Source organism: Streptomyces sp. NPDC003691, from assembly GCF_053981115.1.
The window spans coordinates 52,905-69,941 of sequence record NZ_JBSFNQ010000011.1; the positions used below are offsets into that span (position 1 = coordinate 52,905).

13 protein-coding genes are annotated in these 17,037 nt (G+C 70.8%); 9 read left to right on the forward strand and 4 right to left on the reverse strand.

Going from position 1 to position 17,037, the window contains the following annotated elements; all coding sequences use genetic code 11:
- Positions 1-27 precede the first annotated feature (27 nt).
- Both ACWDR0_RS07980 and ACWDR0_RS07985 read left to right on the forward strand, forming a co-directional pair.
- On the forward strand, positions 28-339 hold the full coding sequence (locus ACWDR0_RS07980) for a MazG nucleotide pyrophosphohydrolase domain-containing protein (RefSeq protein ID WP_456350795.1): 312 nt from the start codon (positions 28-30) through the stop codon (positions 337-339).
- 185 nt (positions 340-524) lie between these two features.
- Positions 525-2,393, forward strand: a complete 1,869-nt coding sequence (locus tag ACWDR0_RS07985) for an ATP-dependent nuclease (protein ID WP_456350796.1) — start codon at positions 525-527, stop codon at positions 2,391-2,393.
- Positions 2,394-2,827: 434 nt separating this feature from the next.
- On the opposite strand, the gene ACWDR0_RS07990 is transcribed toward ACWDR0_RS07985, so the two are convergent.
- Entirely contained in the window at positions 2,828-3,760 is a 933-nt protein-coding gene (locus tag ACWDR0_RS07990) for a pirin family protein (RefSeq protein ID WP_456350797.1), read from the reverse strand.
- Positions 3,761-3,855: 95 nt separating this feature from the next.
- Between ACWDR0_RS07990 and ACWDR0_RS07995 the strand changes: the two genes are divergently transcribed.
- On the forward strand, positions 3,856-4,356 hold the full coding sequence (locus tag ACWDR0_RS07995) for a carboxymuconolactone decarboxylase family protein (RefSeq protein WP_456350798.1): 501 nt from the start codon (positions 3,856-3,858) through the stop codon (positions 4,354-4,356).
- A gap of 217 nt (positions 4,357-4,573) precedes the next feature.
- On the opposite strand, the gene ACWDR0_RS08000 is transcribed toward ACWDR0_RS07995, so the two are convergent.
- From ACWDR0_RS08000 to ACWDR0_RS08010, 3 genes are all read right to left on the reverse strand, one after another.
- Positions 4,574-5,677, reverse strand: coding sequence for a TolB family protein (locus ACWDR0_RS08000; protein WP_456350799.1), 1,104 nt, complete (start codon positions 5,675-5,677; stop codon positions 4,574-4,576).
- A 161-nt stretch (positions 5,678-5,838) separates the two neighbouring features.
- Complete coding sequence (locus ACWDR0_RS08005) at positions 5,839-6,666, reverse strand: ABC transporter permease (protein WP_456350800.1); 828 nt, start codon at positions 6,664-6,666, stop codon at positions 5,839-5,841.
- Positions 6,663-7,604 (reverse strand): ATP-binding cassette domain-containing protein, encoded by a 942-nt coding sequence (locus tag ACWDR0_RS08010; RefSeq protein WP_456350801.1) that lies wholly within the window; start codon positions 7,602-7,604, stop codon positions 6,663-6,665. The genes ACWDR0_RS08005 and ACWDR0_RS08010 overlap by 4 nt, the downstream gene beginning before the upstream one ends.
- Before the next feature lie 131 nt (positions 7,605-7,735).
- Here ACWDR0_RS08010 and ACWDR0_RS08015 point away from each other — a divergent pair, with 131 nt between their 5' ends.
- From ACWDR0_RS08015 to ACWDR0_RS08040, 6 genes are all read left to right on the forward strand, one after another.
- Positions 7,736-8,902: a sensor histidine kinase gene (locus ACWDR0_RS08015; RefSeq protein ID WP_456350802.1), complete on the forward strand. Its 1,167-nt coding sequence runs from the start codon at positions 7,736-7,738 to the stop codon at positions 8,900-8,902.
- A gap of 225 nt (positions 8,903-9,127) precedes the next feature.
- Positions 9,128-9,778 (forward strand): response regulator, encoded by a 651-nt coding sequence (locus ACWDR0_RS08020; protein WP_456350803.1) that lies wholly within the window; start codon positions 9,128-9,130, stop codon positions 9,776-9,778.
- Positions 9,779-10,173: 395 nt separating this feature from the next.
- Entirely contained in the window at positions 10,174-11,133 is a 960-nt protein-coding gene (locus ACWDR0_RS08025) for a hypothetical protein (RefSeq protein ID WP_456350804.1), read from the forward strand.
- Positions 11,130-13,226: a vWA-MoxR associated conflict system protein gene (locus tag ACWDR0_RS08030; RefSeq protein ID WP_456350805.1), complete on the forward strand. Its 2,097-nt coding sequence runs from the start codon at positions 11,130-11,132 to the stop codon at positions 13,224-13,226. The genes ACWDR0_RS08025 and ACWDR0_RS08030 overlap by 4 nt, the downstream gene beginning before the upstream one ends.
- Positions 13,223-14,164, forward strand: a complete 942-nt coding sequence (locus ACWDR0_RS08035; RefSeq protein ID WP_456350806.1) for an AAA family ATPase — start codon at positions 13,223-13,225, stop codon at positions 14,162-14,164. The genes ACWDR0_RS08030 and ACWDR0_RS08035 overlap by 4 nt, the downstream gene beginning before the upstream one ends.
- Positions 14,157-17,009, forward strand: coding sequence for a TIR-like protein FxsC (locus ACWDR0_RS08040; protein WP_456350807.1), 2,853 nt, complete (start codon positions 14,157-14,159; stop codon positions 17,007-17,009). Before ACWDR0_RS08035 ends, ACWDR0_RS08040 begins: the two co-directional genes overlap by 8 nt.
- Positions 17,010-17,037: the final 28 nt, after the last annotated feature.

The window sequence follows — 17,037 nt, forward strand, 5'->3', positions numbered from 1 at the left end:
ACAACGTCGTCACCGCCGGAGGACCCCGTGGACATTCGCACCGCCCAGAAGCTGGCCTGGGAGAACAAGCTCACCAAGGGGTTCAACACCACGGACAGCGCCCTGGAGTTCGGCCTGCTCACCGCCGAGGTCGGCGAGGCATTCACCGCCTGGCGCAAGAACCTCCCCGACTTCGGCGAAGAACTCGCCGATGTTTTCCTCTACCTGGTGTCGGTCGCCGAGATGAACGGCATTGATCTGGGCGAGGAGGTCGCCCGCAAGATCGACAAAAACACCCGCCGGGTGTACGAGCGGGATGCACTCGGTGTTCACGTCCGCACTCTGGACCCCGAAGGGTAGGGACCCGTCCGACGGCTTGGCACTCGCCTTGGCCACGCCGCCGTTGGTGGCTCTTCAAGGTCACGTGCCTGAGGGGTAAATGTGCCAATTATGAAAACCAGCTGACCATACCCCACTCCTGGCGCTAGCGTCACGATGGCCCCGAGGGCCACGAGCCCTCCATCATTCGCGCCATCAGGACCCTCGTGAAGATCAAACGTGTACGCATCGAGAACTTCTGCTGTCTCAAGAACACAGAGGTCAGCTTCGATTCCACCACTTCGCTCATCGGCCCCACCGGTGTCGGCAAATCCACCGTGCTGCGTGCCCTCGACTGGTTCTTCAACGGCGAGAAGGACAAGGCTCTGGAGGAGGGGGACGTCCACTCGGCATCAGACACGAAGCGGATTCGCGTCGAGGTGGAGTTCGATGGGCTCACAGCCCTCGATCGCGAGGCTCTGGGGCACTACGCGCCAGAGGGGGTTGACTCGGTCCGCGTCTGGCGCACCTGGGACGACGGAGTCGACACCATCTCCGGGAAGGCTCTGGCGTACGCGCCGTTCGAGGAGGTCCGGCAACACGAAGGCAAAAGCGCCAAGAACAGTGCCTACAAGGCATTGCGGGCAGAAAAGGTCTCCTTGGGCCTCCCGGCGGTCCGAAGCTGGGACGATGCCGAGGCGGCAATGATCGCGTGGGAGTCCGCCAACCGGGACCAACTGGTCGAGTCGACAGTGGACCGCACCCAGTTCTTTGGCTTCGCGGGGCAGGGCCTGCTCGCCAAGTTGATCGACTTCGTCTTCGTCTCCGCCGACCTGCGAGGGTACGAAGAGGCCGACGACGGCAGGACCACGGTTGTGGGCCGGATCCTTGAGCATGCACTGGACCGTTCGGAGGCCGACGCGCGGTTCGCAGTCATCGAGCAGGATGCACAAACAGCACGCCAGCTGGTCCACAAGGAGATATACGGTCCGATGCTGAAGGAGCTCTCCGGCTCCCTGTCCGACGAGGTCGCGAAACTCACCATGGGACGGCATGTCGTCGTCTCCCCTGTAGCGCAGACTCCGAGGCCGACCAAGACCGCGTTCGCCGTCAACATCAAGGACGGAGCGGCACTGACGTCGGTCCGCCGGCAGGGCCACGGGTTCCAGCGAGCACTCCTCATCGCCGCCCTGAAATTTCTCGCCGAGAGCAGTCGCCCAGAAGCCGGACACCGTGCGCTGTGTCTCGCCATCGAAGAACCTGAACTGTTTCAACACCCGGCACAGACGAAAGTGTTCGCCAGGGTTCTACGCAGTGTGGTCACCTCGGCCCCCGACCGAACACAGGTGATGTACGCGACACACAGCCCGGCACTGATCGACCCAAGCAGCTACGAGCAGGTCCGTCGCCTCACCAGGGTGAACAGTGGCGCCCATCCGGAGGTACGTGTGCAGCACCTTCGGGAGAACGAGCTGGTGCAATCACTGGCGGGCAGGGTCTCAGAGAAATCCATCAGACAGCGTGCGAACACGCGCTACGTCCACGACCTCGCCGAGGCATTCTTCGTGACAGCGGCGATCGTGGTCGAGGGCCCGACGGAGCGAGCCCTCATCCTGGGGTTCGCCGAACGGCAGGGCATCGACCTGGGCGCCAGCGGCATCAGCGTTGTCAACGCCGAAGGTAAAAGCAACCTCATGCTCTGCCACGCGATCCTGAGCGGTCTGGGAGTGGCCTGCCATCTGGTCTTCGACAGCGACACGGGACCGAAGGCCATGGACACCAAGAAGCCTGAGGCGATATCTAAGGCCGGAGCGGAAAACCTGGACATTTTCAACCACCTGGGTGTTCCCGCAGCGGCTCGTCCCGCAACCACCTCCGAAGCAACGCACACCGTCTTCGAGGATGACCTGGACGCCTATCTCACCGACCACTGGCCGGCGTGGGTCATGCGGCGGAGGGAGCTGGTCAAGGAGAGCGACGGCTACTTCGACGGCAAGCATGCGCCGACGTACGGCGAGGCCGCCCGAACGGCCAGCGGCGAGCCGCAAGCCCTCCACGCACTGCTTGAGAACGTCATCGCCATGGCAAGGGCGTGAGATCAAGCGCCCATCAGGTCGCCTCAACGGAGGGTCCGCCCAACAGCCACAGCCTGGGCGGGCCCTCCGCACCGGTTTATGGAGACTCTACAGAGCAACACAAAGGCCAGTTGGTGGCGTCCTTCTCAGGCTCCCGTGCACCGTACGTTCACCTCAGCCCCGCGCGCACCGACCTCACGGGAACAGCACCGGAGGCGACGACAGGCCAAAGGAGCGATGGATCGCCCACTCCACTCAACATGACTACCTGTCAGTAAAGTCAGCATTGAGTCAGCATTAGGTTTACCTAACCTGGCCATAGAGCGCCATACACGGGAATGATCGCAGCCTGCCGCGCGCCCACCGGAGCGCCTCACGAGCCGCTCCGGTGAACCCGGTCGGCGCAGTGCGACCGCGTTGACAGCCGGGCCGCACCGCCCTCTAAAAACACCAGGTCAGCGCACCCGCCCGCGCTTCTTCAGCGGCACCGTCGGGAGTTCGGGGGCAGGCAACGGATCGCCGTCGTACCCCTTCACCTCGCCGAAGCGTGTGCCTTCCATCCAATCCTTTCGTGCCTGTACGATCTCGTCGTTGCTTCGTGCGATGAAGTTCCACCACATCACGATCTCCTCCTCGAACGGCGGGCCGCCCAGGAGGATCGTCCGGGCCGGGCTGCCCGAGTCGTTGGTGAGGGTGAGGCTCGTGCGGCCGGGGGCGGCGTAGCCGAGTTCCGCGGGGCGCAGAAGGGTTCCGTCGAGGCGGACGTGGCCCTCGTCGGAGAGGAGTCCGTGCTCGAAGCCGGGGTCGACGTCGAGGGTGGCGGTGGCTCCGGCGTCGAGCAGGACCTCGGCGCCGAGGAGCGGGGTGAAGGTACGTACGGGAGAGGTGTCGCCGGCGAGCGTGCCGAGGAAGACCCGCAGTTCCGCGCCGTCGAGGCGGCGCGGAACGGGGGCGTGGTGCTGGAACTCGCGCGGTGCGTGGCGGTGCTCACCGGGAAGGGCCACCCAGAGCTGGACGCCGTGGAGCACGGTGGTGCCGGGGGTGGATACCTCCGTATGGCTGATGCCGCGGCCCCCGGTCATGAGGTTGAGCTCGCCGGGCCGTACGAAGGCGTGCGTGCCCAGGCTGTCACGGTGCTCGATCTCCCCGCTGAAAAGCCAGCTGACGGTCTGGAGCCCGGTGTGGGGATGGGGCGCGACGTCCATGCCGCCGGAGTCGGCGACCCGGTCGGGGCCGTAGTGGTCGGCGAAGCACCAGGCCCCGATGAGCGTCCGGGCCCGCTGCGGCAGGGTGCGCCGCACGGTCATCGCCCGCGGTCCGCCCAGCGGGACGTCCCGCGCGGTGAGGACCTCGACGCCGGCCTCGACGCCGATATCCGTGTGATCCATCTCCCGGCCCTTCCCCAACAAAGTAGTTTTGTTTTCAACAATTATGGGTGATCATAGATCCGAAGACAACCCGGGACGGCAGACGGAGGACACAGGTGACCGAGACCGCACAGGCCGCGGCGGCCCACCGGCCCAAGAGGCGGATCTACCTCGACAAGCAGAGCCCCGCCGCCTATCAGGCGCTGGTCGGGACCGCCGACGTGGTCCGTACGACGGCCGCCGAGGCCGGCCTGGACCGGATCCTGGTGGAGCTGGTCAACCTCCGTGTGTCCCAGCTCAACGGCTGCGCCTTCTGCCTCGACGTCCACACCCGGGCCGCGCTGCGCGCCGGGGAATCCACACGGCGTCTCGGGGTGCTTCCGGCCTGGCGGGATACGGAGCTCTTCACTGCCCGGGAGCGCGCGTCCCTCGCCCTGGCCGAGGCCACCACCCACCCTGCCGACGCCCTCGCCCAGGAGCGGGCGTACGCGGAGGCGGGGCAGGTGCTCAACGACGAGGAGATCGCCGCCGTGGTCTGGGTGGCGATCACGATCAACGCCTTCAACCGGGTCTCGATCCTGAGCAAGCACCCGGTACGGGAGACCCCCGCCCGCTGAACCTCCGCAGGGCCGTCGGTGCGGCCTCGCGCCGGGCCGGGAGCCGCCGTGCCGTCGAGGCCGGGCTCCTCATGACGTACGACGCCGACGGCGGTCATGGCAGGGGCGGGGAGGCCGGCCCCGGACCGCGCCGACGGCCCGGCCTTCGAGCGGTGGCCGGGGAAGTCCCGCGGCCCGGCGCCGCGGGAGTGCCGTCCCGCGGCGCCGGGCGGAGTGGTCAGCGGAAGGTGCGGAGGAAGACGTCCGGCTTGCCGTTGGTGTCGCCGGGGACGATGTCGTCGGCCGCGGACTGGAAGACCACGTCCCGGCCGCCGGAGCTGACCGCGTCGATGCCGGCCGAGGCGGGCCGGGCCGAGACGATCTCGTCGGTGTCCGTCCGCAGGTCTCGCAGGACGAGAGCAGGGCCGGTCGTGGTGTGCGGGGCGTACAGAAGGTACTGGCCGGTGGGGTCGATGGCGACACCCTTGACGTTCGGCACCGTCCGGGTGGTGCCCGAGGCCGTGTCGTAGACGTAGGTGTCGGAGCCGGAGAGATAGACGACCTTGCTGCCGTCGTCGCTGAGCTGGACGAGCGTCGCGGCCTTGGACGGGCCCTCGATGGGGCCGGCGGGGGTGCCGTCGGCCCGGTCCCAGACGAAGACGTCCTTGGTGCCGCCGTCCTGGTAGGCGAGATGCCCGCCGTCGTCGCTGAGGGACGGTGCGGACGGTTCGGTGTTGTGGATGACGTCGATGGTGTACCTGATGTTGGTTTCCCAGTCGACGACGTCGATCCGCTGGTTCGGCTCCGGCGGCCGGAAACGGATGCTGTAGGCCAGGTGTAGTCCGTTCGCCCCCAGCGACAGTTCGCAGTTGTAGGCGGAACAGCTCTGGCCGATCGAGCTTCCCGTGCTCACCTGGTACAGACGGATCAGCTCGCTGTTCATCCACTGCACCGGGTAGCCCACGTACCCCCCGTCGGCGCTGATCACCGGGGGCTTCAGCGGGGCATCGGAACCGTGCCGGGTGGTCTGTCCGGTCTGCTGGTCGCGGACGTACACCATATTGCCCACGGCCGTGTTGCCGGGCCTGAGGTTCTTCGCCCACGACGAGAAGACGATGCGCCGCCCGTCGGGTGTGATCGAGGCGTCGGCGGACCTGTCGTCGGCCTGGACGCCGCCGGCCGCGACGCTGATCCTCTCCACGGCGGTGACGCGGGCGTCCGATACGGGCTCGGCCGCCCGGGCGGCGCCCGGCAGCGCCAGCGCGACCGCGCAGACCGCGACCGCCGTGCTCAGGGCGGCTCGTGCCCGCCCGGCGGTGCCCGGCTTCGCGTTTCCCCTCATTCTTCCCCCTGGAAAAGAGACACGGAATTTCCCCTGGTTTCCTGCCAAAGAGCCAGAGAGGTATGCAAACACGAAGCCGCGGCAGGGTCGAGGCACGCTTTCGGTCATGTGGGAGGCCGGTTTCGGCGGTCCGCGCGCAGCCCCCGGTGCCGTGGCCCCGGTCAGGCGTCCCGGCGGAGCAGTCCGACCCGGCCCGCCCAGACCGCCGCGGCCGTCCAGAGGGCCTGAACGCCCAGCCCGCCCCAGGGGCCGAGGGTGCCGGACGGGTCCTGGAGGAGCATCTGCTGGCCCGCGTGGTCGGGGAGGAACTCCAGGAAGCCGGTCTCGCCCGGGCCGCCGAGGATGAACGAGACCATGATCAGAAAGGGGATCAGAATCCCCATCGTCAGGGGGCCGCTGCGCAGCAGGAAGGTGAGGGCCGCGGCGAAAACGGTGATCAGGGCCAGATAGAGGCCGCCGCCGACGATCGCCCGGGGCGCGCCCGGCGAGAGGACTCCGACCCCTTCGGCACCGAGGGCGGACTGCGTGGCGAAGAAGCAGACCACACTGGTGGCGAGGCCCACCAGCAGGGCGGATATCCCGATGACGGTGAGCTTGGCCGCGTACAGCACACCGCGGCGGGGGACCGCCACGAGCGAGAGGCCTATCCCTCCGGCGCGGTACTCCGCGGCGACCGTCATCGCACCGAAGCAGATGGCGGCGACCTGCCCCATGGCCAGACCCGCGAACGACGCGTACAGCGGGTCGAAACCGTCCTCGGTGCGCGCTTCCGCGGACAGGGTCGCGTTGGCGAGTACCGTGAAGCCGGCCGTCGCCACGAAGACCAGGCCCAGGGCCGCGCCGAGCGACCGGACGGTGACGATCTTCAGCCACTCGGAGCGCAGGGCCGCGGCGAAGACCTCGGCGGGGGCGGGCCGGGCCGCGGACCGGCCGACGGGCGCCGGGCCGGTGGCCGTGGGAGAACCGGATGTCGGGAACGAGCCGGTCATGGTGCTACCTCCGGGGTTTCGGTACGGGGTGCGGTGGCGGTGAACTCGGCCTCACCGGAGGTCAGGGCGAGATACGCCTCCTCCAGGGACGGTTCCTCCGCGGCGAGTTCGAGAACGGACAAACCCTCCCGGGCGGCCAGTGCCCCGATATCGGCGAGCCGCGCACCCTCCACGGCCCACCGCCCGTCACCGGTCGCGGAGAAGGTGTGCCCGGCCGAGGCCAGGACCGCCCGGGTCCGCTCGCCGTCGGCGGTCCGCAGCCGCACCCGCGGCACCGTCCAGGCGGAGACGAACTCCCCGAGCGGCAGGTCGGCGAGGAGTCTGCCCTTTCCGAGCACCACCAGATGGTCGGCGAAGGCGCTGGTCTCGCCCATCAGATGGCTGGAGACCAGCACCGTCCTGCCCTCCGCCGCCAGGCTCCGCATCAGCTCACGGATCCAGGTGATCCCTTCGGGGTCCAGCCCGTTCGACGGCTCGTCCAGCAGCAGCACCCGGGGATCGCCGAGCAGGGCCGCCGCTATCCCCAGGCGCTGGCGCATCCCCAGGGAGTACGTCCTGATCCTGCGGTCCGCGGCACCGGCGATACCCGTCTGCTCCAGGACCTCCCGCACCCGGCGGTCCGGTATCCGCGCGGCGGCGGCGAGGATCCTCAGATGCCCGCGGCCGGTGCGTGAACCCAGCGCCGCCTGCGGATCGAGCAGCGCGCCGACCGTGCGCAGCGGGTCGGCCAGTGAACCGTAGGCACTGCCTCCGACGGTGGCGGTGCCCGCGGTCGGCCGGTCCAGGCCGACGATCAGGCGCATGGCGGTGGACTTGCCGGCTCCGTTCGGTCCGAGGAAACCGGTGACCCGGCCGGGCCGCACGCTGAACGTCACGCCGTCCAGGGCCCGTTTCATCCCGTACTTCTTCGTCACTCCGACGACGTCGATACTGGTCATGTCCGTAAGCCTGGCCGGGAAAAGCCGACGGGAGATCCCCCGGGCGGGGGGATGCGGCTCCCCCTGGAGAGTGTTCTGTTTTCCCCCGTGCGGGGGAGCCGCTCACGGGCCCGCGCTGGCACGATGGCGCAATGCCCACCCTGTTCCGGCCGCTGTTCAGGCGTGTCACCTACACCCGTGTGCTCCATCTCCTCATCGGCACCATTGCTTTCGCGATGTGGCTCTTCGTCATGGACGAGCACCTGTACGTGCCGTTCGTGCTGATGGCACTGGTCGGTCTCGTCCCCGCGGCAAGAGTGGCGGAGGGGTTGCAGGCCCGGCTGCTGCTCACCCCGTACGGCTACCGGAATCCCGTCTCCGGCATTGCCGCGACCCCCTCGGCGAGCTGGGCCGACCGGGGGCGCACGGTCGTTTGGATGGAGGCCCGGATGGTTCTCGGCCTGCTGACCGGCCATCTGATCGTCAATCTGCCGGCGCTCTCCGTCGACCTGGCCCGCGGTACCGCCGGCGGACCCGGCCGGGTCTCTCTCATCGGCCTGCCGGGCGGGGCCGACTGGCCCGCGGCGCTCGCCCCGCTGCCCCTAGTGGTGCTCGCCGTCTCCGTCGTGGGCATCGGCGAACTGGCCGCACTGCTCGCCCGGCGGCTTCTCGGGCCGTCCGCCCAGGAGCAGCTGACCGCCCTGGAGGAGCGCACCGAAGACCTGCTGGAGCGCAATCGCATCGCCCGCGAGCTGCACGATTCCATCGGGCACGCCCTGACGGTCGCGGTGGTCCAGGCTGGCGCGGCGAAGGCGGCGGGCAGCGCGGAGTTCACCGAACGCGCGCTGACCGCCATCGAGGAGACCGGGCGGGAGGCCCTGGAGGACCTCGAACGGGTACTCCGCGTACTGCGGGACTCCGGCGCGCCCCCGGGCGCCCGCCCGTCGCTCGCCGACACCGACCGGCTCCTGGAGTCGGCGCGTGCCTCGGGGGCGGAAGTCGACATGGAGGTGACCGGGCCGGTGGCACGGATACCGGGCCCGGTGTCCCGGGAGGGGTACCGCATCCTCCAGGAGTCGCTGACCAATGTGCTGCGCCACGCGGGGCCGGTCCCGACCCGGATACGGATCGCCGTGACCGGCGAGCTCCTGGAGCTGGAGGTGACCAGCCCCCTCCGGGAACCCGTCCGGCCGGGCGGCGGCAGCGGACTGCGCGGTATCCGGGAGCGGGCGGCGCTCCTGGGCGGCAAGGCCGTCACCGGCCCGCAGGACGGCGAATGGCGGGTCCGCGTGGGCCTGCCGCTGAGCGGACCCGGGTGACCGCCTTACCGTCCCGCCGCAGTGCCCGCAGTGCCCGCAGTGCCCGCAGTGCCCGTCGTGCGCGACTCCACGCCCGGAGCCGCCGCCCGCCGCCCAGGACGGGACTCGCGGTGAACGGGTCCGGCACCCCGTGCCGGGCCTCGGCCTCGGCGGTCCCCACGGAGCGGGCTCGCGCAAGGGCAGGCCGCCGTCCCGTACCGGGGCGCTCGCCCTTACGCTGGCACCGTGCCCATCTCCGTACTCCTCGTCGACGACGAACCCCTGGTCCGCGCCGGTCTCCGGGCCGTCCTGGAGGCCCAGCCGGATATCGAGGTCACCGGGGAGGCCGCGGACGGCGCCGCCGTCGTCCCGCTGGTGCGCCAACTGCGCCCCGATGTCGTGGCCATGGACGTACGGATGCCCCTGCTCGACGGCATCGAGGCGACCCGCGCCGTACTGCGCTCCGTCGACCAGCCGCCGAAGATCCTCGTCGTCACCACCTTCGAGAACGACGAGTACGTCTACGAGGCGCTGCGCGCGGGCGCCGACGGGTTCCTTCTGAAGCGCGCCCGGCCCGCGGAGATCGTCCACGCGGTGCGGCTGATCGCGGAGGGCGAGTCGCTGCTCTTCCCCGCCGCCGTACGGTCCCTGGCGGCCGAGTACGGCGGCGGCGCGGCCCGCGCCGCCATGGAGCGCGCCGGGCTGACCGACCGCGAGGCGGCGGTGCTGCGGCTGATGGCGCACGGACTGACCAACGCCGAGATCGCGAAGCGGCTCACCCTCGGCACCGAGACGGTGAAGTCCCATGTGAGCGCGGTCCTCGCGAAGCTGGGCGTGCGGGACCGCACCCAGGCCGTGATCGCCGCCTACGAGTCGGGGTTCGTGGCGCCCTCCTGACGGGCGGGCGGACGGGCCGTGTGCGGGCGAGGCCGGTGAGCGCGGCGCCCGGTGGTGATACCTGCCGCCCGGTCCAGCCGGAAGCAGGAGCCCCGGTATGTGCTGCGGGGCCTGTGAATCGTCGGGCACTGCACCTGTTCCCCGGGCTCCGGCAGAGAGAGCGGGCTTGCACGGCGCATCGGCCCGTCTGTTGCGGCTGCGGTCGTGAACGGGCGCGCCCCGCCCCGGGAAGCGGTAGGGAGCGGCTGCCGGGAATCCCTCCACCCCACCCGCCCCGGTGTGTGCGGCTGTCCCGCCGGAGTCCACGGCACCGGCCGGATGCCGCCGGAACGCCCCCAATGATGATCGGCCGTTGCTACGCTCCAAGACACGCAGCGGAGCACGGGGAGGCGGCAATGGCTCCACGGCTGGTGTTCGTGCACGGAATCGGTGGCCCCCGTGATCCGGAGCGCGAACTGGCGAACTGGTGCACAGCACTTGCCAAGGGGATGGCCGGGGCCGGGCACACCCGTTTTGCCGACGAACTTGCGGACCGGGCCGAGTGCGTCTTCGCCGACTACTCCGACCTTTTCCGCCGGGACCAGGCCCAGGGCACCGGTGGTGCTCCCGGCACGGCGGACGACGAAGCGGAACTGCTGGCGGAACTCCTGGTCGCCTGGGCCGGCGGGCAGAGCGCCGCGGAGGACGAGCCGGATGGGCAGTCGCGTCTGCTTCTGGCCCGCGCCCGTGCCGAGGCGGGCGTGCGAGACCAGAGCCAGGGCGGCATGGACGTGGTGCGCCGCGCGGTCAACGTCGCGACGGCCGTGCTGGCCCTGCGCCCCTGGTCCGGTGCCGCGGGATGGATCACCCCCAAACTGATGGTCCACCACTTGGCGCAGGTGGCCCGCTATCTGGCCCGCGGCGAGCCGGACTCCGCAGGACGCACCATCGACCAGCGGATCCGGGACCGGATCGCGGAGGCGATCGACGGACGGCCCGCGGTGATCGTCGCCCACTCACTCGGGACCGTCGTGGCGCTGGAGACCCTGCACCGGACCCCTGCGCCGATCCCACTCCTGGTCACCCTCGGCTCACCGATCGCTCTGCGCACCGTGGTCGCGCCCCGACTGGTTCCCCAGCCGCCCTCCGTCCCCGCTTCCGTGCAGCGCTGGGACAACTACTGGGACCGCGACGACATCGTCGCCGCCCGCCCGCTCCTGGAGAACGACCTCCTCGCAAGTCCGGCGGGCGTCCTGCCACGCTCCCGCCGTGTCGACTCCGACGGCTTCTGGGTCCACTCGGCCGAGACCTACCTCGCCCATCCCGACGTCGCCGGGCCGGTCGCCGAGGCACTCAAGGAGTCGGCAGGCGGATGAGGGGACCCACCACAGTCCGCCACGCCCTGGTGGTGGCGCCGCACTGTATCTCCATGCCCCCGCTGGCCCGTCTGGAACAGGCCGCCACCGGCCTCTACGAGGCACTGACGGACCGTTCGCTGGGCGGTTGCGCGCCGGGTCTGCCCTCGGACGGCGGCCTGGTCCACGGCGACCTCACCAGCCGCGCGATCATCGATACCGTCCAGGAGGCCACCGCCCATGCGGCACGCCGCGGCGCGGTCCTGGTACTCGCGCTGCTGGGGCACGGCTTCATCCCCGGCAACGCGACCGGTCTGCGGTTGATGGGCGCCGATTCCCAGGAGGACATCAGACTGGGCTCGGTGAACGTCCCGGAGCTGCTCACCGACGCCCTCGACCACCCCGGTATCCCGGGTGTTCTCGGCATCATCGACACCTGCCACGCCGCCGGTGCCCTCCCCCGGGCACCGGATCTGATGGCCGGCACCCGCCATGGGAACAGCCGCATCAGCCTCCTCATGGCCTCGTCCCTCACTGAAGAAGCCGTCGACCTCGCCTTCTCCCGGGCACTCACCTCCGCGCTGCGCGACGGTGTCACCGGCGCCGGCCCCGTACTCACGCCCGGACGGCTGAGGGACCGGCTCCGGACAACCCTCCCCGGACAGAGCGTCACCGGCTTCGACTACGACGGAACCCCGGCCGAACCGCTCTGGCTCGCCCGCAACGTCCGCCACACCACGACCGGTTCCGGTGCACTCATCGGCCGGCACGCCCACGATGTGCTCACCGACGCCCTGGGGGCGCTGGACCCGCCGATCGCCCTGTCCGGTGCCGATCTCCCGTTCGTTACGGCCTGCCGCGCGGAACTCGACACCCGTCCGCCCGGCTGGGCGAGAGAGCAGGCCCGGCACGCCGTGGGACAACTGGACACGGCCCTCCGTACCGTGCTGTTCATCAGGGACTGGCTCGGCGGGGACGTCACCACCTCCACCCTGCGCTACGCCCTGCGCACCCTCTTCGCCGACGAGCGCCGTCCCCACGCCTCCGGCATCGCCCTGACCGATGTGGCCATTGTCGACGAACTGACCTTCAACCACCCCGCCACCGAGCCGGACGGCACCGCCGGCCTGGCCCGGTACCTCGCCCTGCTCGCACACGCCCTGGGCAAGGACCCCGGTGGTGAACTCCACCGCTGGGCACGAGAGGTGCAGATCTCCCCGACCGTCGTCAACGACGCCGTGGACCGGGTACGGGCACTGACCGCCGGGAACCGCCTCGGTCTCGTCGTCAGCCTGCACTCCTCCCTCGTCGGGGAGTGGCCGGACCTGCTCGACGCATGGCTGCTGAGAGACGGCTCGACGGTGGCCCGCGAACAGTTCCCGAACGGCAGCGCCGACCGGGAAGGTGCCGAAACGGCACTCGAGGAGGCCGCCCAGTGGGCCCTGGACCATGCGAGGCACCTTGCCCTGCCCCTGAAACGACTGGACGTCGCGGTCCCCGGCACCCTGCTGCTGGGCTGGCGCCCCGAGGAGTCCGGTACCGGCCTGCGGATCGGAGCACGCTTCGACGTACGGCTCCACTGGAGCGACCGGCTCACCCCCGATGCCGTGCTGCGCAGCATCGAGAGCACCTTCACCGAGAAGTGGGAGACGATCGACCGCTGCAACACCGGCGCTCCCGTCGACTGGCTGGCGCACGACGACGTCCGGGACCGGCAAGGGCTCCGCGGCCGGCTGCGCAACGGCGGTTACACCCGCGGCATCGGCCTGACCCACCACCCCGGATCCGATACCGGCCTGCTGGAGACACTGCTCGCCTACACCCCGGTTTTGTTGTGGCCGAGTGCTCCCGACGGTTTTCCCAAGGAGCGCCACGCCTGTCTGGACGCCGGCTGGCTGACCATGCCCGAAGCCCTCGGCCGGGCCTACCGGGAGCGCTGGGACGCCCCGGGCACCGGGGGCTCCGCCGATGCGCTCCGCCCCCCGGACGCCGACGGCCCCGACGCCCTCGCGGACCTGCGGGCCGTCTGGGACGACAAGGATTGGCTCCGTTTCTGCTGGGAATTCCGGTCGGTGCCTTCGGCACGGACCACGGACGAGGAGACCGCACCATGACCTACTACCGCGGGGACGGTATCGCCAGGCCCGGCACGGAGCTGCCGGTGCCGCCGCCCTGGCGCACCTTCCCCCGTACCTCCCAGGCCACGGTGTTCCAGCCGCCCGAGGGTCTCACCGACGCCGTCGACGCCGCTCTCGCCCTGCGCCGGCCGCTGCTGATCACCGGTGGGCCCGGTACGGGCAAGTCCACCGTCGTCGAACAGGTCGCCGCCGAACTCGACCTCGGCCCCGTACTGCGCTGGCACATCACCTCCCGCAGTACTCTCGCGGACGCGCTCTACCGTTACGACGCACTCGGCCGGATCCACGCCCACCGGCTCCAGCAGGCCGGAGCCCGCGCCGGAGAGGAGGCCGGAAACGATTCCATCGACGACTTCCTGACGCTCGGCCAGCTCGGCACCGCGCTGCTGCCCGCCCCGCGGCCGCGGGCCCTGCTGATCGACGAGATCGACAAGGCCGACCTCGACCTGCCCGGCGACCTGCTCGACGTGCTGGAGCGCGGTGAGTTCCACATCACCGAACTGCTCAGGGAAGGCCAGGAAGAGGCGCACGTACGTCTCTGGGGCGACGGGCAGCGCCATCTCGTGCGCGACGGACACATCCAGTGCACGGAGTTCCCGTTCATCGTGATGACGAGCAACGGCGAGCAGGACATGCCCGCACCGCTGCTGCGCCGCTGTGTGCGGTTCACCATGCCGAAGCCGGACACCGCATTCGTCACCCGGGTGGTCCGGGCCCATCTCGGTCCGGACACCGGTGCGGACGATCCGGCTGCCGCCCTGGTCAACGACTATGTGCAGCGGGTCGCGGCCGGCGGGAGCGTTGCCATCGACCAGCTCCTCAGCACCCTGCACCTGCTGAACGGCACCGCTCGCACCCCGGAGGAGCGGCAACGCGTCGTCGCACTGCTGATGAAGGATCTGTCGGGTGCCTGAGCCGGCCGGAGGTTCGCAGCCCGATGCCGTGGGCCGGGTGGTGGCCGCGCTGCACGGTCTGGAGCGGGACCTCGACGGCATCGGGATCGCCGAACTGCTGTGGCTGGCGGCCGGCTGGCGCGACCGGCCACCGGATCGCGGAGGGGTCTCCCCGGTGGGTTCCGGCGAGCGGGAGACCCGCGCCGAGTTCTCACGACCGCCGCCCGTCGCCCACCGGCGGGAGCTGCCGGTCCATGGACACACCGGTGCCGCCGAGACCGAGGACCGGGCGCGGGAAATCGTCGTCCCCAGGGCATCGGCGCTGCCGGGGGCCCGCCGGATCGCGACCGCACTGCGTCCCCTGGGCCGCCCCTGGCCGGCCGGGCGCGGCCTGCGGCTCGACATCGGGGCCACCGTCGCCGACTACGCCCGCAGCGGAGAACTGGTCCCGGCGTTCGTCTCCGCACCGGAGCGCTGGTTCGACCTGGCGGTCGTGGTCGACCGCACGCCCACCATGCGGGTCTGGGACGACACCGTCTCCGAACTGCTGAAGCTGCTCACCCGGTCCGGTGTCTTCCGGACCGTGCGGGTGTCGGGCACCGACCTGGGCGGCACCGGGGAGAACACCCGGCCCGGCCCCGGTGCGCGATTGCCCGGACCGTCCGGGGACGTCCGCAGACTGGTGCTCGTCGTCTCCGACTGCGTACCCGGCCGGACCGGCGGACAACTGCTGTGGGAGCGGCTCCACCAGTGGGCAGGCGCCGGTCCCACCCTGCTGGTCAACCCCCTCCCACAGGAGAAATGGCGGCTGAGCGGTCTGGACCTGCCCGCGGTCCGGGTGACCCGGCCGTCCCCTCCCGGACTCCACGGCAGCCGTCTGCGCTTCACCCGGCCACCCGTACTGGACGCTCTCCCGCCCATCGGGGGCCCGCCCGCGCCGGACGACTGGCTGCCCGTGCCCGTGGTCGGTCTCTCGGCCCGTGCGGTCCACCGCTGGGCCCGTACGGTGATGCGGGGTGATCCGGCCGGCTGTCCGGCGGTCCTGGTGCCCGCGCCCGGTGTCTTCCGCCGCCTGCCCCCGCAGCCGCCCGCCGACGGTGCCCACGCGGTGGAGTCCTTCGTCCAGCGTGCCTCCGACCCGGCCTTGTCCCTGGCCGTGCTGTGCTCGTCCTTCTCCCGGCTGAATCCCGCCCTGCTCCACCTGGTGCGCCAGGAACTGGTACCGGATGCCACCACGGCGGATGTCGCCGAGATCGTCACCGGCGGGCTGGTCGACGTCGCGGCCGGTGCCATGGACCGCTCGGGGCCCGTTCTGGTCTTCCGGCCCGGGGCACGGGAGGCGCTGGCGCGCCGTCTCGGGGTACGGGACCGGCTCCGCACCCGGGAGACGGTGAGCCGCTGGATCGCCGCCCGTCCGGCCGCGCTCAGCACCTTCCACGCACTGGTACCGGATCCGGCGGGCGACCGCGGGATCGCCGGGGACTCCACCCCCTTCGCCGCCGTGCCGGCGCACCGGCCCGCGCCGTTGGACAGGCCCGGTCCCGGTCCGGAAGCCGCGGCCGCCCGAGAGCCGCGGCGGCCGATGCCGCGGCTGCCGCTGTTCCGGAGGCGGATGGCAGCCACGGAACATCAGCCCTACTTCTTCCTGAGCTATGCCCGTACCCCGCGCATGCTTCCGGGGGGACCCGATCCGGACATGTGGGTGGAGCGGCTCTTCCGGGATCTCTGGGACCATGTGGCAGCCATGACGGACCTGCCCGGGAGATCACCGGCTGGGTTCATGGACCGGGAGGTCCGTTCAGGAGAAGGCTGGTCGGCGGGAGTCGCCGAGGCGCTGGCGACCTGCAGGGTGTTCGTACCGCTGTACTCACCGCGGTACTTCGCCAGCGAGCTGTGCGGCAAGGAGTGGTCCGCCTTTGCCCGGCGTGCTGCCTACGGCCGGGCCGGGAGCGACCGCCCTGCCGAGGCGATCGTGCCCGCGCTGTGGGTTCCGATGCAACCGGCGGAACTGCCGGTACCCGCCGAGCGCATCCAGTACAACCACCGGGCCTTCGGGGACCGCTATGTCACCGACGGGCTGTACGGGCTGATCAAGCTCCGCATCTTCGCCGAGGAGTACGAGGCCGCCGTCTACGAGCTGGCCAAGCGGATCGTCACTGTCGCTGATACCACCCGGGTCGCTCCCGCTTTTCCCGCCGACTGCTGGAGCGCTCCCAGTGCCTTCGGGACCCCCACCGGCGGTCCGAGGCCCCTGAAGCTGACCGTGGCGGCTCCCACGCGCCACGATCTCCCGGCAGGCCGCGTTCCCGACTACTACGGCAAACGGCCCCAGGACTGGAATCCGTACCATCCGCGATCCGTCCGGCCGATCGCCTCGGTGGCACAGGATCTCCTTCGCTCCCTCAACTACCGGGCGACGGTCTCCTCCCTGGAGGAAGAGACCCTTCCCCGCTCCGGACAGCCTCCCACCCAGCCCGAGATCCTGCTGGTGGACCGGTGGACCCTGGCGGACGACAACCGGTGTGCCCGGCTGGCCGCCTTCGCCGCGGAGCCGCGCCCCTGGGTGACTGTCGTGACGCCCTGGAACCGGGACGACCCCCAGAGCCGGACCTCCGAGGCGGAACTGGACGAACGGCTGGAGCGGATCATCCCCGGCCAGCGGCAGACCGGCCGGGTCACCGGCCGGGACGTCCTCAGCATGGAGGCCTTCGGGCGGATCCTGCCCCAGGTGGTGGAATGGACGGTCAACGAGTACCTGCGGCATGCCGTTGCACGGCCGCCGGCGCCGGGCGAAGCTCTCGCCCGTCCGCCGAGAGCGCTTCACCACACGGGTGAGGCCCCGGGGGGCGGGGAGTCCGAGGAGTAGTCCTCTTCGCGGAGAACGGCGATCGCAG

Coding starts and splice junctions, on each gene's coding strand:
- ACWDR0_RS07990 (WP_456350797.1), bottom strand. CDS start 3,760: ATGGATCACACGGATATCGGCGTCGAGGCCGGCGTCGAGGTCCTCACC.
- ACWDR0_RS08005 (WP_456350800.1), bottom strand. CDS start 6,666: ATGACCGGCTCGTTCCCGACATCCGGTTCTCCCACGGCCACCGGCCCG.
- ACWDR0_RS08035 (WP_456350806.1), top strand. CDS start 13,223: ATGACCTACTACCGCGGGGACGGTATCGCCAGGCCCGGCACGGAGCTG.
- ACWDR0_RS08015 (WP_456350802.1), top strand. CDS start 7,736: ATGCCCACCCTGTTCCGGCCGCTGTTCAGGCGTGTCACCTACACCCGT.
- ACWDR0_RS08025 (WP_456350804.1), top strand. CDS start 10,174: ATGGCTCCACGGCTGGTGTTCGTGCACGGAATCGGTGGCCCCCGTGAT.
- ACWDR0_RS08000 (WP_456350799.1), bottom strand. CDS start 5,677: ATGAGGGGAAACGCGAAGCCGGGCACCGCCGGGCGGGCACGAGCCGCC.
- ACWDR0_RS08030 (WP_456350805.1), top strand. CDS start 11,130: ATGAGGGGACCCACCACAGTCCGCCACGCCCTGGTGGTGGCGCCGCAC.
- ACWDR0_RS08010 (WP_456350801.1), bottom strand. CDS start 7,604: ATGACCAGTATCGACGTCGTCGGAGTGACGAAGAAGTACGGGATGAAA.